The organism is Gelatiniphilus marinus (assembly GCF_042684345.1).
In the GTDB taxonomy this organism is placed as follows: Bacteria; Bacteroidota; Bacteroidia; order Flavobacteriales; family Flavobacteriaceae; genus Gelatiniphilus; species Gelatiniphilus marinus.
The window spans coordinates 746,810-763,149 of sequence record NZ_JBHULK010000002.1; the positions used below are offsets into that span (position 1 = coordinate 746,810).

The window sequence follows — 16,340 nt, forward strand, 5'->3', positions numbered from 1 at the left end:
TATTGCTAATAATTTTATTTCAAGTATTTTTGGTGCTTACAAAGGGCAATAAACTATTTTATGTCGTTTAATTTTAAAAAACAGATGAAACAGATATATTTTGATAACGCTGCAACCACGCAAATTCGCGATGAGGTTATTGATAAAATGACCGAAGTGTTGAAGCATAATTACGGAAATGCCTCATCGTCGCATAGTTTTGGCAGATCGGCAAAAGCCTTAATTGAAAAATCCAGAAAAACCATTGCGGGTTATTTGAATGTATCTGCTGGCGAAATTGTATTTACCTCTGGTGGTACCGAAGCCGATAATTTAGTGCTGCAAAGTGCTGTGAGAGATTTAAAAGTTGAACACATTATTACTTCAAAGATTGAACATCACGCCGTTTTGCACACCATAGAACAGCTTGAAAATGAATATGATTTAACCATTAGTTACCTAAATATTGATGCCAGCGGAACGGTTGATTTCGCACATTTAGAAACCTTGCTTAACACACCAAAAAAAACACTGGTGAGTTTAATGCACATTAATAACGAAATCGGGAATATTTTAGATATTAAAAAAGTAGCCAATTTATGCCAATCGAAAAATGCCTTGTTCCATAGCGATGCCGTACAATCGGTTGGGCATTATAAATTAGATTTACAAGACATTCAACTCGATTTTTTAGCTGCTGCGGCGCATAAATTCCATGGCCCAAAAGGTGTGGGTTTTGCTTTTATTAGAAAAAACTCTGGCTTAAAACCTCTCATTTTTGGTGGCGAGCAAGAGCGCGGTTTTCGTGCCGGAACCGAAAGCGTACACAATATTGTGGGGATTGAGGAAGCTATAAAAAAATCTTACGATAATTTAGAAAAAGAATCAAAATATGTAAAATCTTTAAAGCTATATTTTATTGAACAGCTAAAAGCAAAAGTGCCAACAGTAAAATTTAACGGGTATTCTGGTAATTTGGAAAAAGGCACTTACACTTTGGTAAATGTTTGTTTGCCGGTAGCTCCAGAAAAAGCAGCCATGTTATTATTTCAATTAGATTTAAAAGGTATTGCCTGCTCAAAAGGTAGTGCTTGCCAAAGCGGAAGCACAAAAGGTTCTCATGTTTTGGCTGAAATTTTAAATGATGCCGATATGCAAAAACCATCCATTAGGTTTTCGTTTAGTATCTATAATACCAAAGAAGAAATTGATTATTTAGTGGATGTTTTAAGTGAATTGGTTAACACTTAAACCCTCATTTATTCTTTATATCATTCAATAAATCCCGTATTTCTTCAAGCAGAATATTGGTTTTTTCATTTGAAAAAGCGGTTTGCATATTTTCTTTTGAGTTAGATTGAATTGCTTCGCGTTGCTTTAAAACCTGCTCTTTAAAGTTAGCAGAATCAATAATACCAATAAGTTTCATATCGCTGCCTTTAGGATTGCTTTGTCCTGCAGTTTCAATTTTTAGAATACGTAAATCGAGATATTTTAATAACGGATTTTCAATAAAAGTTAAATCTTGAATGTTTTCTAACGGAATCGTTTTTTCAACTTTAAACAACACCCCTTTTTTAAATTCTAAATGGCGGTTTGTTAATTGGCATTCCAAATTGTTGTAAAACCGTTTGCTAATGTGTTGCCCAAGTCCTAAAAACCAAACAATTAAAATAGGAATGCCAAGAATAGAAATTAGCAAGAAAAAAGAAACCACATAAAGAATATACAATTTAATCTTTGGGTTAAATACTGCTTTTTTTATGATGTTGGATGGCGTATCCATAATTATTGTTTTTTTAAACGTATTTTATTGATTTCGCCTTGGCTATTTTTAAAACTAATATCTAGGGTGTTTATTTCTTTAAAAATAGACTCTTTAGTTATAAAATCGCAAATATTAATAGATTCAAAATTAATTCCATTTACTTCTATAATTTGGTCTCCATAAGCAATTTTATCTTTTAAAGCCTCGTCCCAAACAAAACCAACAATCAGTTTTTTATTATTTAATGTTGGCTTAAAACCAAGTAGTTTTTCATCTAAATTCAATTCAGTTTCAAAAGGGTGGAAGTAGATTTTTTTATTTTTAAAATCGAGGGTTACATCTCCGTAGTCTAATAACTCAGAGCCAACTCTAGAATTATTATCACTTTCGGTAACTGTAATTACATTGTTAAAATGAGTTCCGTTAATACTTAACTTTGGAATTTTAACGCGGTACTGATTTTGTACGCCCTCAACTCCGAATAACCCAATATTTGCAGCACCTTTGGCTTCAGATAAAGTGTTAATTACCTTATGCGGCTTAAATGTTTTGTAGTGTTTTAAACATAAATCGTAAAACCCACTTGCTCCAGTATCAAAAAGCACATACTCTGTTAGGCTTTTTTCACCAATTAGTTTAATTGGAATGTATGGGCTTTTTTGCCCGCCCACTAGTTTTAGTTTTGATGCATTTTGCTTTTTTAGGTTTAGTTTTTTTCGGCTATTAGTAATTATTATGAGGTTTTTTTTTGATGAAATCTGTACGATAGATTTTTTTAAAACATTACTACCTATTATACCATCAATTTTAAGGCAGTTAAAGAGGAAGTTGTCTGCATCATTATAAACTAAGGCTGTTGTGTTTTTAAAAGTAATATTGCCCAGTGTAAAATACGGTAGGGTAGCAATACCCATTTTTTCTTTTGTGCTATTGGCATCAGAAACAGATATTTCGTTGTCTGAGTTGATGTTTAAATCTTTTTTAACCTTAGTGCTAATTAAATTAGGAGCTCCAGTATCAAAAAGAAAGCGGTATGTTTTGTTTTTAATGGTAACCGGAATAATAAGTTTGCCATTAACATCTTCATAAGGTATTTCTGTGTAATAGTTTTTTGTTGTGATTCTCCCTTTGTCTAAACTTGGATTTTGAGCACACGAAAAATTTAAAATTAAAAAGAAAAGAAGGGAATTAAAAATAGTTTTGTGCATTGATAAAATATTAATTTTTAAAATTTCATAGTCGTCCGCACATTAAAAACGCGAGGTGTTAAATAATTAGGAATAGCATATTGGCGTTTGCTGTAAACATCGCGCACCCAAGTGTTTGTTATAGAGTTCTGTACATCGAAAATATTAAAAATTTCAACACCAAAGGTAAGTTCCTTAAACGGTTTTTTCCAACCGCTGTTAAACTGTTTTTTATCGCCAACCAAAACAAACTGAAACCCAACATCGGCGCGTTTGTACGATGGCAATCTGTTTTGGTATTCGTAAGGGTCGGCATAACTTGGCGAGCCACCGGGCAATCCGGTATTAAATACCAAATTTAAGTACATTTTCATACTCGGAATATTGGGTACATAATCTTGAAAAAGTGCAGCAAACTTTAAACGCTGGTCGGTTGGTCGTGCAATAAAACCGCGGTTGTTTGTGTTTTCTTCGGTTTTTAAATAGCCAAAACTAAACCACGATTCGGTGCCCGGTACAAACTCGCCATTTAATCGCATATCCAATCCGTAGGCATACGCTTTCGCGGAATTATTAGCGCGATATCGGATGCGGACGTTCTCTAAAGTATAAGGGTTTACATTACTTAAACTTTTATAATACGCTTCGGTTGTTAGCTTAAAAGGGCGGTCCCACATCTTAAAACTATAATCATTTCCCAATACCAAATGAAACGATTGTTGCGCTTTTACATGGGGCTTAACCACGCCATCGGCATCGCGTAACTCTCTATAAAATGGTGGTTGATAATACATACCTCCAGCAATTCTAAAAAGCATATCTTTTTCCCAATACGGCTTTATAGCGAATTGCGCACGCGGACTAAATACGGTTTGATTTAATTTCCCGACTGTACTCGAAGCATCATCAACAGACCAGTTATGCAGCCGCAATCCCGCATTGTACCATACATCGCTCGTACCAATAACCGAGCGTTTACTCCATTGCGCATAAGCTTGCAATCGGTTTATTTTGGTGTTATTTGTGGCACGAACATTTTGATACGGCTCAATGGGGCCCTCAAAAGGTGCGTAAGGCTGCTCGTTAAAGGCATCGATATGTGGTGGACGAATGGAAAACCCTGCCGAATCGATAACTTCCCATTCCACCAATCGGTCGCGAATATCTTCGTTGGTGTATTTTACAGACCATTCAATACGATTGTCGTCAATTTTTAAATCGCCTTTGTGCTCAACCGTTGTAATTAATGCATCTAAATCGTTTCGCCCGTGGTTTAATTGGCTGCCAATGCCTTCGCTAAATTCAACTTCACCTAAATTTTCATCGCCAATATTGGTGTTTACTTCACCCAATCTGTATTGTGCTAAAATATCAAAATACTCCTCTTCGGTAGTGTGATAGGTTGATGCTATGGCATGAAGCGATAAATCGTCATTCGCAAAATACGTACCTTTAAAAGCACCAAAAACCGTTTGATATTGGTCTTTTTCCTGGCCTTCGTAAAATACCAATAACGCTAACGGATCTGCAAGCGTACCAAAATTGGTTTGCCGCGTTTGCGGCTCGTAACTGTATTTGTTCAACGAAGCATTTCCTAAAAAACTCAACTGAAACTTATCGGTAAATTTATAGGTTAAATACGCTTGAGCATCGGCAAAGGCTGCATCGTAATTGGTTTCGGTTTCTTTGGCATTAACCAACAAACCGTTATCGCGGTATCGAACGCCAACAATACTCGAAAATTTAGAATCTTTACTAATATTTTCAATAGAAAGGCTGCCGCCCAATAAACTTAAATCGGCATTAACATTAAATTGATACGGGTTTTTATAGGTAATATCTAAAACCGAAGATAGCTTATCGCCATATTTGGCTTGAAACCCACCCGAAGAGAAATCGACATTCTGCACCAAATCGGTATTTACAAAACTTAAACCTTCTTGTTGCCCCGAGCGAATTAAAAACGGCCTATACACTTCAATGCCATTTACATACACCAAATTTTCGTCGTAATTGCCCCCACGAACCGAGTATTGCGTGCTCAACTCGTTATTGTTACTCACTCCCGGAAGTGTTAATAATAAATTTTCTACACCGGCATTTGCACCAGGAATTTTTCTGATGGTTTCGGGTTTTAAAGTCGTTATGCCTTCAACATCTTTTCTGCGTTTTCCGGATACGATAACCGTTGAAATTTGCTCAATAGAAGTATTCATTACCGGGTAAAACTCATGGATTTCACCATTTTTTAGGTTGAAAGTGATTATGATTTTTTTATAAACCAGATGAGAGAATTCAACAGTAATATCTTGATTGGCAGGAATTTTTAAGCTGTAAAATCCATTTTCGTTTGTTGTTGTGCCAACACTTCCAGTTTTAATGTTTACTTTATAAATGGGCGTGTTATCATGGTTTAAAATAATACCTTTAAGGGTTGCCGTTTGCGAAAATCCAAAGGAAAAAAGGAATAAAATAAGAACTGCTGAAAGTGAAAATCTTGAATTCAAAAGCGCGAAAATTTATTTTCTGTAAAATACAGTTTCAAAAGTAGAATTATTTCCAACATTATCGGTAACAATTAGCTTTAAATTATTTTTGGTTTCGCTAATCATCCCATCGTTAAAATCGTGGGTTAGCGTTTTGGTTTTGTAATCGTACTCCATTAAAATCCATGTTCCGTTTACGGTTGCTCTGTAATTCGATATGCCCGAAAACTTGTCGTCAATTTTAATTTTCAAGTATCTAAAGTTGCTTAGCCATTGCCCTTTTTTAAAATTTAAAGGTGCAATGGTGGGTTTAATGGTATCGGTTGCCAGTGCGAATTCACCTAATGTTTTAGAGTATGTTGTTAATGTGTTTCCCTGTCTTTTTGTTGATGAATATGCTGGAAATTTTTTGTAGCCCAGCAATTTGGCTATGTATAATTTGCTTTTGTCTTTATTGGAATACGCACTAATATCGTAAGTAATTTTGAAGCTTTTTTTTGTGGGGACAATGTCTTTATGCAACAATAAAGTGTCGTTTTTTACATCGAAATCTAAATAAAAATCTTCGTAAAAAGTGTCTTTGTAAAAATCGACTGAAACTTTTCCTTTTTTTAAATTTGTGGTTTCATTGGCGTTAATAAAATAAGGTGTGGTTTTTTTAGGTGGCGTTTCTTTTACGTTTGTTTTATTGCCTTTAATAGTTACCGTGGCCCAAGTAGTATTGTTTTTAAAATCGGCCACTTTTATTTTGTAAACCGAATAGGTGCTGTCTTGTATCGTTAAAATACCATTGTTTAAAACATCTTTGTATATACTTAGCGGATTGTTTTTTTTGAATAATTTTTGAATCCGTTTTTTTTGGGTTTTATAATAGCCGTAATCAATAAGCTTGTTAATGTGTTTAGTTTCGCTGAAAGCAAAACGCCTAAAATCGAGTTCGAAGTTTTTATTACCATTTACAAAAGTTTGAATATTGTAAACCCCGTTTTTATTGGCCGCTAAATTTTGGCGGTCTATAGTCTCAACACCAAAGCCAATGTTGCCATAAGCTTCAATATTTTCAACGGTATAATCGCCATTTTTTAAAGGGATTAATCGCAGTTTTTTTTTAGTATTCAATTGGTTTATAAACGAGTTTTCATCCATAGGATACGCATAAACAGAAGAAATAATAGGGTTTACCGAATCTTTTATATCAATGCCAAACAGCAAGGGGTTTATGGGTCTTTCAGATTTATCGCGAATCTCGAAATGCAAATGCGGGCCGCTAGAGCCACCGGTATTGCCGCTTAAAGCAACTATTTGGCCTTTTTCAATTTTTAATTCATCGGCACTCGGGAAGAGTTCAATCTGGAAACTTTCTTTGTTGTATTGATGCTTTTTTACATAAGCCTCAATAGCTGGCGAAAACTTATTTAAATGCGCATAAACCGTGGTGTAACCGTTTGGATGGGTAATGTACAGCGCTTTTCCGTAGCCAAAATGCGAGACCTTAATCCGGCTAACAAAACCAGCGGCCGAGGCATATACATTTAAGCCCACACGTTGTTGGGTTTTAATATCTAACCCAGAATGAAAATGGTTAGAGCGCAACTCTGCAAAGGTACCCGAAAGAATTAGGGTAATATCCAATGGGGGCGCAAAATAATCTTGCGGATAATTGTTTTGCGCTCTGGTAACCGTGGCGAGCAATATAAAGGGAATAAGGATTAATCGCATATGTAATGGGTTGCTAAAATAATGAGCAGGCTTGTTAATTTTTGTTGGCAATAGGCTAAAATATTAATTTGGTGCGAATAAGCAAAGCCAAAACAAAAATCGAGCCAATTTTAGTGAAACTCAATTTTAGGAAGTCTGCAAGACGCACCTAAAATTGTTAGTTGAACTAATCCCGAATTTATTTCGGGATCTTTGGCTCAAAAAAAACCTTGAGTTACATGTGAATTAGTGAAATTAGGTTATGGCAAAATGGCTTAATGCTTTGATGAAGCTTTTACTTTAGCAGATTTGCCCGCGTTAGGGATTGCAGTGGAAAGCCCACAGCGAGTCCCGATAGTTATCGGGACGGAGCGAGGACTTGTAACGGAAAGCCCGACCTCCCGAAGTTTTGGGAGTGGTAACGCCCAAATATTTATATATTAAACCCAGATTAATTAAAATTTTATGAAAAAACAATTGTAATTTAAGCTTAGGTAACTTAACTTTGTGAGGTAAGTATTGAAATTTGTAAATGAGTCATCTTGAAGATATTGTAGATTCTTTAGAAAACAAAATTAGCAGGGTATTGCACAAACTAGAGCTTTTAAAGCAGGCTAATTTAAAATTGAAAGAAGAATTAGAAGCTTCAAAACGCGAACGTGAAAACCAAAAGTTGCACATTGCAAGTTGGGAAGAAAAATACGAAGCGCTAAAAATGGCAAACTCAATACTTGGTAGTGACGATAATAAAAGAGAAACAAAGCTTAAAATAAACGCATTAATAAGAGATATAGATCATTGTATTGCTCAACTCTCAGATTAATGTTACATAGATTGCATGTCAGAAAAGCTTAAAATAAAGCTCTCAATAGCCAATAGGGTTTACCCCTTAACCATTGAAGCCAATCAAGAAGAAGGATTGCGTAAAGCCGCTAAAAACATTGAGGTTATGATCAAGCAATTTGAACAAAGCTATTCTGTTAGAGACAAACAAGATGTATTGGCCATGTGTGCCTTACAGTTTGCCTCTCAAGTAGAACAGAAATCTATTGATAAAGCACATGTAAGCGAACATGTAGAAGAAAAGCTAAAAGCTTTAAATGAGTTGTTGAAATCGCATGTAATCTCTTAAACGTTCTTTAAAATAAACTAAAAGTTACTGCCTACATTGGTTATTTTTTTTGATAAACTCAACGTTAATTCTTTAAAAAGGGTGAGTTTAAGTTGTAAAAGCAGGCTGCATGTGCTATTTGTTTAGTACCTAGCAGATCCTTGATCAGCTTGTTAGCCCTAAACTTGTTTTTAAGGAGTTTATACAAAACTTTATACTGGTGTAGGCTTTTTTATATATACTAACCAACAAACATTATGGAAATCAATTCAATATTATTAATGGCAGGAGGCGTGCTATTAGGGCTTATAATAGGGTTCGTTATAGCAAAAATGCTCGAAAAAAACAAAGCTTCTAAGTTAATACGTGATGCAAAACGAGCAGCGTCCAATATATTAAAAGAAGCAAATACAGAGGGAGAATCCATTAAAAAGGATAAGATTCTTCAGGCCAAGGAAAAGTTTTTAGAGCTTAAATCCGAGCACGAAAAGGTCATTTTGTCTCGAGATAAAAAAATGGCAGAGACCGAAAAACGTATCCGTGATAAAGAGTCTCAAATATCCAGTGAGCTTTCAAAAAACAAAAAGCTTAACGCTACGCTTGAAGCTAAACAAAAAGATTACAGCTACAGGATAGAGGTTTTGGAAAAGAAGCAGGAAGCCCTGGACAAACTCCATAAAAGCCAAGTGCAACAGCTAGAGGTTATTTCTAGCTTATCGGCAGAAGAAGCCAAAGAGCAATTGGTAGAATCTTTAAAAGGAGAGGCAAAAAACGATGCTATGGCCTATATCCAGAGCGCATTGGAAGAAGCCAAATTAACTGCCGAACAAGATGCTAAAAAGATTATTATAAACACCATTCAGCGCATTGGAACCGAAGAGGCCGTAGATAATTGCGTATCTGTGTTCAATATAGAATCTGATGACGTAAAAGGGCGCATAATTGGTCGTGAAGGACGAAATATTCGAGCCATTGAAGCTGCCACGGGTGTAGAAATTATTGTTGACGATACACCAGAAGCCATTATTTTATCGTGTTTCGATTCTGTTCGAAGAGAAATAGCCAGATTATCGCTTCATAAATTAGTAACTGATGGTAGAATTCATCCCGCTAGAATTGAAGAGATTGTTAATAAAACCCAAAAACAAATCGAACAGGAAATTATTGAGGTTGGTAAACGAACTGTTATCGATTTAGGAATCCATAATTTACATCCAGAATTAATTAAAATGGTTGGAAGGATGAAGTATCGCTCGTCTTACGGCCAAAACCTTTTACAGCATTCGCGCGAGGTGGCAAAACTATGCGGAGTTATGGCGGCCGAATTAGGATTAAATCCTAAATTAGCAAAACGTGCCGGATTGCTTCACGATATCGGAAAAGTGCCAGATGCCGAAGCAGATATGGAAACACCACATGCTATACTTGGTATGCAATGGGCAGAAAAGTACAACGAAAAGGACGACGTTTGCAATGCCATTGGAGCACACCACGACGAGATAGAAATGAAATCTTTATTGGCACCCATTGTACAGGTATGCGATGCCATTTCCGGCGCACGCCCAGGTGCAAGACGCCAAGTGTTGGATAGCTATATTCAACGATTAAAAGATTTGGAAGATATTGCTTTTGGATTTAACGGCGTTAAAAAAGCCTATGCCATACAAGCGGGTAGAGAACTGCGTGTTATTGTTGAAAGCGAAAAAGTAAACGATGATGTAGCCGCAGATTTATCTTTTAACATTTCCCAAAAAATACAAACCGACATGACGTATCCCGGACAGGTTAAAGTAACCGTTATTAGAGAAACTAGAGCGGTGAATATTGCCAAATAAGTTTGTTAAATAAATACAATACTAAAAAAATCTGGTTTATGCTGGATTTTTTAGTTTAACAAACAGCCAACAGCTATTTTCTAGGATGGTATTTTTCTACAACTGCGGTTAAATGGCTTTTATCCAAGTGCACATAAATTTCGGTAGTGGTAATGCTCTCGTGCCCCAACATGAGTTGAATGGAACGCAAATCGGCATGGTTTTGTAATAAATGTGTCGCAAAAGAATGTCTGAAGGTATGCGGGGAGATGCTTTTTTTAAATCCAGCTTTTTCAGCTAATTGCTTAACTATGGTAAAAATCATGGCTCGTGTTAATTGTTTGCCCCTTCGGTTTAAAAACAGGGTATCTTCAAAACCAGCCTGAATTTTTTGTTTGGGATGAGTTCTAACCTCATTTTTATAAATATTGATGTATTTTTGAGTGATGGGAACAATAGGAACAAATCGTTGTTTATCTCCCTTTCCGGTAACTTTTATAAAGCCTTCATCAAAAAATAAATCCGATATTTTAAGGTTAATTAGCTCGCTAACACGCAAACCACATCCGTACAAGGTTTCTAAAATAGCCCTGTTACGTTCGCCAATGTTAATGCCGTTGGTTTCTTGGGCTAAATCTATTTCGCCTATTAATTGGTTTATTTCTTCCATACTTAATGTATCGGGTAGCTTTCTTCCTATTTTTGGAGACTCAATAAGTTCCAACGGGTTTGATGTCCTGTAATCTTCAAAAACCAAATAATTAAAAAAACTGCGCAATCCCGAAATTATGCGAGATTGCGACCTAGCATTAACTAGTTTTGCGGTTTCGTAAATAAACCCTTGCACAACCTCTGGACTTATGGTTATGGGCGACAGGCCTATGTTGTTTTCTTCTAAAAAGCAAATTAGTTTTTTAATATCGAGCGCATAGCTATCAATGGAGTTTTGCGATAAACCGCGTTCTATTTTTAAATAGAGTTGATAATCCTTAAGTGCGTGTTGCCATTTCATGTGATGTAAAAATAGGATAAATTCCCAATATTTTTTATGCAGATTTTTTGATATATTTGATTTATGAAAAAACTCATCATTATCAATGGTCCCAACCTTAATCTTTTAGGAAAGCGAGAACCTAATATTTACGGCAGTTTGTCTTTTACTGAATTCTTAGAGGAAGTAAAGACAAAATATACCGACGTTGAAATTGATTATTATCAATCGAATATTGAGGGCGAGATTATCGATAAATTGCACGAAGTTGGTTTTAGTTACCATGGTATTATATTAAATGCCGCAGCTTATACCCACACATCGGTAGGCATTGGCGATGCGGTAAAAGCCATTGAAACTCCCGTGGTTGAAGTACACATTTCCAATACCTTTAATAGGGAAGAGTTTAGGCACCAATCGTTTATATCGCCAAACGCCAAGGGTGTTGTTCTGGGTTTTGGTTTGCAGAGTTACGAGCTGGCGATACAAAGCTTTTAAAAAAAACACCTAGCCTACCCGAAGGGGAGGCTAGGTGGTGCTTTCTACAAATGAATCACTTCATCATAAGCATCGGCAACCGCTTCCATAACGGCTTCGCTCATGGTTGGGTGCGGATGCACCGCTTTTAAAACTTCGTGTCCTGTGGTTTCCAGTTTTCTGCCCAACACAGCTTCGGCAATCATATCGGTAACGCCAGCACCAATCATGTGGCAGCCTAACCATTCACCATATTTAGCATCAAAAATCACTTTTACAAAACCATCTTTTGCACCAGAAGCACTGGCTTTACCAGATGCCGAAAACGGGAATTTTCCAACTTTAATATCTAACCCTTTGTCTTTGGCTTGTTTTTCGGTTAAGCCAACACTTGCAATTTCTGGCGAGCAATAAGTGCACCCCGGAATGTTTCCGTAGTCTAAAGCTTCAACATGTTGTCCTGCAAGTTTTTCTACACACAGTATCCCTTCCGCGGAAGCGACATGCGCTAAAGCTTGCCCAGGGGTTACATCGCCAATGGCATAATAGCCTGGAATGTTGGTTTGGTAGAAATCGTTTACTAGAATTTTATCTTTATCAACCACAATACCAACATCTTCTAACCCGATATTTTCTATATTCGATTTAATGCCTACGGCAGAAAGAATAATATCGGCTTCTAAAATTTCTTCGCCTTTTTTGGTTTTTACGCTGGCTTTAACGCCACTGCCGGAAGTGTCAACTTTGGTAACTTCTGAGGAAGTCATTATCTTAATGCCACTTTTTTTGAAGGAGCGCTCTAATTGTTTCGAAACTTCTTCGTCTTCAACGGGAACGATATTAGGTAAGTATTCTACAATAGTAACCTCGGTACCCATGGCATTGTAGAAATAAGCAAACTCTACACCAATGGCGCCAGATCCTACCACGATCATTTTTTTAGGTTGTTTTTTTAAAGTCATGGCTTCGCGGTAGCCAATTACTTTTTTACCGTCTTGGGGCAAACTTGGTAATTCGCGAGAGCGTGCTCCTGTAGCAATAATAATGTTATCGGCGCTGTATTCTTTTCCGTCAACATCAACTTTTTTGCCTGGTTTTAGTTTGCCAAAACCTTCAATAACATCAATTTTATTCTTTTTCATTAAAAACTGTACGCCTTTGCTCATGCCATCGGCAACGTTTCTACTTCGTTTTACAACTGCATCAAAATCTTTATCGAAATCTTTTACAGATAAACCGTAATCGCCGGCATGTTTTAGATATTCAAAGACCTGTGCGGATTTTAGTAAGGCTTTAGTGGGGATACAGCCCCAGTTTAAGCACACGCCACCCAGATTTTCTTTTTCAACAATAGCCGTTTTAAAACCCAATTGAGAGGCTCTAATGGCTGTAACATAGCCACCGGGACCACTTCCAAGAACTATAATATCGTATTTCATCTGTAAAATTTTAAGTCGTTTTTAAAGCTACGAATTTACGAAATCGAATTTTAATAAAGCATTAAGACTGCCTTAAATTTATGGCTTAAAAGCAACTCATTAAGGCCGTTGCTTTATTTTAATGGTTTGGGTAATTGGACTTAAAAATTGGGTGCAGGCTATTGGCTGTGGCGTATTGCAATAGGCACAAAGTCTTGTTTGTAATTATGTAATTGGCTAATCTAGAGTGTACGGTAATCTGTAATGCATAAAGTTAAGTGAAAGTTTTTTTTGGATTTATTGTAATATTAGTTTGGAACAAACTTTAAAGCCACACCATTAATACAATGCCTTTTGCCAGTGGTTTTTTTAGGGCCATCGTTAAAAACGTGTCCTAAATGTCCGCCACAAGTCGCACAATGTTCTTCGGTTCGTGTGTAGCCTAAATTATTATCGGTTGAAAATCCAACATTACCTTTTATTTCCCTGTCAAAACTGGGCCAACCGCTACCAGAATCGAACTTATGCTCGCTTTTAAATAAAGGTGTATTGCAGCCTGCACAATGGTAAGTGCCTTTAGCGTATTGTAAGTTAAGCGGACTTGAAAATGCGCGTTCGGTGCCTGCTTTTCGCAATACATAAAATTCCATTTCGGTTAATTGAGCCTTCCATTCGCTTTCGGTTTTTGTAACTTTAAATGTTTTAGATGCTTTTGTATTTGTTTTTTGGGCAGAACCATTGCAACTTAGCAATATTGCTGCAAAGCATAAAACGATAGACTTTTTCATGTTTTTAGTTTATTTGTATAAGTCGGTATAGATCAAGTAACTTTACATGGTTTTAATAGAATAACGCAAAAGAGTGTGACCAATAAAATTATCATGTGTCAAAAAAAAATAAAGGTACAATTTTTGTATTTTTATCGAATATAAAATCCTATGGAAAAATGAAATTTAAACAAACACTTATACTATTTGGGTTGGCATTATTTTTTATTTGTTGTGCCGAAAATCCTTTTACCGGAAAAAAAACTATGGCTTTAGTGCCAAACTCTCAATTATTTCCAACCGCATTTGCTCAATACGACCAGTTTTTAAATGAAAATAAAGTGGTAAAAGGAACAAAAGATGCAGCGATGATTAAGCGTGTTGGGCAACGCATAGCAGTTGCAGCAGAACGCTGGTTAAATGCCAACGGACACCAAGGCTATTTAAATGACTACAAATGGGAATATACTTTAGTTGAAGATAAAACTGTTAATGCTTGGTGTATGCCTGGTGGTAAAATTGTGTTTTATACAGGTATATTGCCAATTGCAAAGAGCGAAACAGGTGTTGCCGCTATAATGGGGCACGAGGTAGCCCATGCTCTAGCTAACCATGGGCAACAGCGTATGAGTGCCGCATATTTACAACAAGGTATAGCAGTTGCAGGAAATGTAGCCATTAAAGATGAAAAATCTAGAAATGCATTTAACCAATATTATGGTATAGGATCTCAAGTAGGCGTTATGCTACCTTTTAGTAGAGCTCATGAAGAAGAGGCCGATAAAATAGGCTTATATTTGATGGCCATAGCAGGTTATAACCCCGATGAAGCTGCCGAATTATGGAAACGCATGAAAGCCAATAGCGGCGGAAAAGCACCGCCCGAGATTTTAAGTACACACCCATCAAACGATTCGCGTATTGCAAACCTAAGAGCATTGGCACCACAAGCAAAAGCCGAAGCTAAAAAGTTTGGTGTAACGTCATTTAGAGAATAAATGGATCTTTTTTAAAATATTTGATTACTTTAGAAGCTGCTCTTAAAAGAGTGGCTTTTTTTATTAAAATAAGAAACGATAATGTATTATTTTAATAGAGGCTGTCTAAAAAGTCTAGTTTTATGTCATATTGAGCTTGTTGGAATATTTTAACTTATTGATAATCAAGATTGTTTTCGGCAAGCTTAACCTGATAAATTAAATTCAAAAGTCTTTTTAGGCAGCCTCCTCATAAATTATGTGATAAAAGTTTATTTACTAAAGCGAAACACTTTTTATGAATCAACTAAAAAAAGGAAGTAAAAAACTTCTTAATGCTTGGGCGTTTTACGATTGGGCAAACTCGGTTTACACACTTACCATTGCATCATCAATATTTCCTATATTTTACTCATCGCTATTCATTTCAGAAATAAAAAATGTGCAAGCTTTCGGGATGGAGTTTAAAAGTACGGCACTAATCACTTTTGTAACGGCATTTACTTTTTTAGTAGTAGCTTTTACGTCGCCCATATTATCTGGTATTGCAGATTATGTAGGGAACAAGAAAAACTTTTTGAAGTTCTTTTGTTATTTAGGTAGCGCAGGATGTATTGGTTTATATTGGTTTGATATTTCACCCGATGGCATCCATTTAAGTTTGTTATTCTATTTTATGGGACTTATTGGGTATTGGGGAAGCTTAGTGTTTTACAATTCGTATTTACCAGATATTGCTTTTGAAGAGCAGCAAGATGCTATTAGTGCCAAAGGGTTTTCAATGGGCTATATTGGTAGTGTGCTATTGCTAATTGTTAATTTAATTATGGTAATGAGTCAAGATGATGGTGCGGCTAAAATGCAAATGATGCGTTATTCATTTGTAACGGTTGGAATTTGGTGGGCTTTATTTAGTCAATATTCATTTTATTGGTTACCTAAAGGAACATCATCTGGTCATAAAGTAACGCGAGCTGTTGTTTTTAACGGATTAAAAGAATTGAAACTTGTTTGGAAACAGCTTAAGAAGGATTTAAGGTTAAAACGGTATTTGTATGCTTTTTTTGTATTTAGCATGGCAGTACAAACTATTATGCTAGTAGCTGTTTATTTTGGCGAAGAAGAAATAGCTTGGGGTGGCGATAGCGAAAAAACAATGGGTTTAATTATAAGTATTTTGGTGATACAAATTGTCGCAGTATTTGGAGCGTTATTAACCTCAAGAGCTTCCAATAAATACGGCAATATTAAAACGCTTATTGCTGTAAATATTGTTTGGATGTGCTTATGTTTTTATGCTTATTTTATGGAAACACCCATGCAGTTTTATATTGCAGCATCAATAGTTGGTTTGGTAATGGGCGGTATTCAAGCTTTAGCAAGATCGACCTATTCTAAATTTTTACCAGAAACTGATGATACCACTTCGTATTTTAGTTTTTATGATGTTGCCGAAAAAATAGGCATAGTATTCGGCATGGTTATTTTTGCAACCATTGATCAAATTACAGGTAGCATGCGTAATGCCATTTTGTTTTTATTTGTTTTCTTTTTATTCGGGATTGTTTTATTGCTTAGAGTGCCAAAAAACCGAATTTGAATTTTGTACAACAGAAAAAAAGCCGCTTTTGGGCGACTTTTATTATGCTTTAATATTTGGTTGGCAA

The 16,340-nt window shown here is 36.0% G+C and carries 14 protein-coding genes and 1 other RNA gene; 8 read left to right on the forward strand and 7 right to left on the reverse strand.

The window, feature by feature from the left end; all coding sequences use genetic code 11:
* The first annotated feature begins 84 nt into the window (after positions 1-84).
* The gene (locus ACFSQS_RS08460) at positions 85-1,230 is read left to right on the forward strand and encodes a cysteine desulfurase family protein (RefSeq protein WP_388017021.1); all 1,146 of its coding nucleotides are present in this window, start codon (positions 85-87) and stop codon (positions 1,228-1,230) included.
* A 4-nt stretch (positions 1,231-1,234) separates the two neighbouring features.
* Here ACFSQS_RS08460 and ACFSQS_RS08465 read toward each other — a convergent pair whose 3' ends face one another.
* From ACFSQS_RS08465 to ACFSQS_RS08480, 4 genes are read right to left on the reverse strand one after another with little or no spacing between them, the layout of a single operon-like run.
* Positions 1,235-1,765: a PH domain-containing protein gene (locus ACFSQS_RS08465; RefSeq protein ID WP_388017024.1), complete on the reverse strand. Its 531-nt coding sequence runs from the start codon at positions 1,763-1,765 to the stop codon at positions 1,235-1,237.
* A gap of 2 nt (positions 1,766-1,767) precedes the next feature.
* Positions 1,768-2,955, reverse strand: a complete 1,188-nt coding sequence (locus ACFSQS_RS08470; protein ID WP_388017027.1) for a retropepsin-like aspartic protease — start codon at positions 2,953-2,955, stop codon at positions 1,768-1,770.
* 17 nt (positions 2,956-2,972) lie between these two features.
* Positions 2,973-5,441, reverse strand: a complete 2,469-nt coding sequence (locus ACFSQS_RS08475) for a TonB-dependent receptor (protein ID WP_388017030.1) — start codon at positions 5,439-5,441, stop codon at positions 2,973-2,975.
* Positions 5,442-5,453: 12 nt separating this feature from the next.
* On the reverse strand, positions 5,454-7,139 hold the full coding sequence (locus tag ACFSQS_RS08480) for a M23 family metallopeptidase (protein ID WP_388017033.1): 1,686 nt from the start codon (positions 7,137-7,139) through the stop codon (positions 5,454-5,456).
* A gap of 511 nt (positions 7,140-7,650) precedes the next feature.
* On the opposite strand from ACFSQS_RS08480, the gene ACFSQS_RS08485 reads away from it, so the two are divergent.
* The 4 genes from ACFSQS_RS08485 to rny all read left to right on the forward strand — a co-directional run bounded on the left by ACFSQS_RS08485 (position 7,651) and on the right by rny (position 10,064).
* Positions 7,651-7,941 carry a hypothetical protein gene (locus tag ACFSQS_RS08485; RefSeq protein ID WP_388017036.1) on the forward strand — a complete coding sequence of 97 codons (291 nt, stop codon included), beginning with the start codon at positions 7,651-7,653 and terminating at the stop codon, positions 7,939-7,941.
* 15 nt (positions 7,942-7,956) lie between these two features.
* On the forward strand, positions 7,957-8,250 hold the full coding sequence (locus ACFSQS_RS08490) for a cell division protein ZapA (protein ID WP_388017039.1): 294 nt from the start codon (positions 7,957-7,959) through the stop codon (positions 8,248-8,250).
* A 56-nt stretch (positions 8,251-8,306) separates the two neighbouring features.
* A non-coding RNA gene (gene ssrS / locus ACFSQS_RS08495) (6S RNA) lies at positions 8,307-8,431 on the forward strand.
* A 55-nt stretch (positions 8,432-8,486) separates the two neighbouring features.
* Complete coding sequence (gene rny, locus ACFSQS_RS08500; RefSeq protein WP_388017042.1) at positions 8,487-10,064, forward strand: ribonuclease Y; 1,578 nt, start codon at positions 8,487-8,489, stop codon at positions 10,062-10,064.
* 73 nt (positions 10,065-10,137) lie between these two features.
* On the opposite strand, the gene ACFSQS_RS08505 is transcribed toward rny, so the two are convergent.
* A complete protein-coding gene (locus ACFSQS_RS08505) occupies positions 10,138-11,055 on the reverse strand; it encodes a site-specific tyrosine recombinase (RefSeq protein WP_388017045.1) in 918 nt (305 codons plus the stop codon).
* Between the two features lie 63 nt (positions 11,056-11,118).
* Between ACFSQS_RS08505 and aroQ the strand changes: the two genes are divergently transcribed.
* The gene (gene aroQ, locus ACFSQS_RS08510; protein WP_388017048.1) at positions 11,119-11,532 is read left to right on the forward strand and encodes a type II 3-dehydroquinate dehydratase; all 414 of its coding nucleotides are present in this window, start codon (positions 11,119-11,121) and stop codon (positions 11,530-11,532) included.
* 44 nt (positions 11,533-11,576) lie between these two features.
* Here the strand turns inward: aroQ and lpdA are convergent, their stop codons facing one another.
* On the reverse strand, positions 11,577-12,950 hold the full coding sequence (lpdA, locus tag ACFSQS_RS08515; RefSeq protein ID WP_388017051.1) for a dihydrolipoyl dehydrogenase: 1,374 nt from the start codon (positions 12,948-12,950) through the stop codon (positions 11,577-11,579).
* 287 nt (positions 12,951-13,237) lie between these two features.
* Entirely contained in the window at positions 13,238-13,717 is a 480-nt protein-coding gene (gene msrB, locus ACFSQS_RS08520; RefSeq protein ID WP_388017054.1) for a peptide-methionine (R)-S-oxide reductase MsrB, read from the reverse strand.
* 158 nt (positions 13,718-13,875) lie between these two features.
* On the opposite strand from msrB, the gene ACFSQS_RS08525 reads away from it, so the two are divergent.
* Complete coding sequence (locus ACFSQS_RS08525; RefSeq protein ID WP_388017057.1) at positions 13,876-14,694, forward strand: M48 family metallopeptidase; 819 nt, start codon at positions 13,876-13,878, stop codon at positions 14,692-14,694.
* 277 nt (positions 14,695-14,971) lie between these two features.
* Positions 14,972-16,273, forward strand: coding sequence for an MFS transporter (locus ACFSQS_RS08530; protein ID WP_388017060.1), 1,302 nt, complete (start codon positions 14,972-14,974; stop codon positions 16,271-16,273).
* The last annotated feature ends 67 nt before the right edge of the window (positions 16,274-16,340 follow it).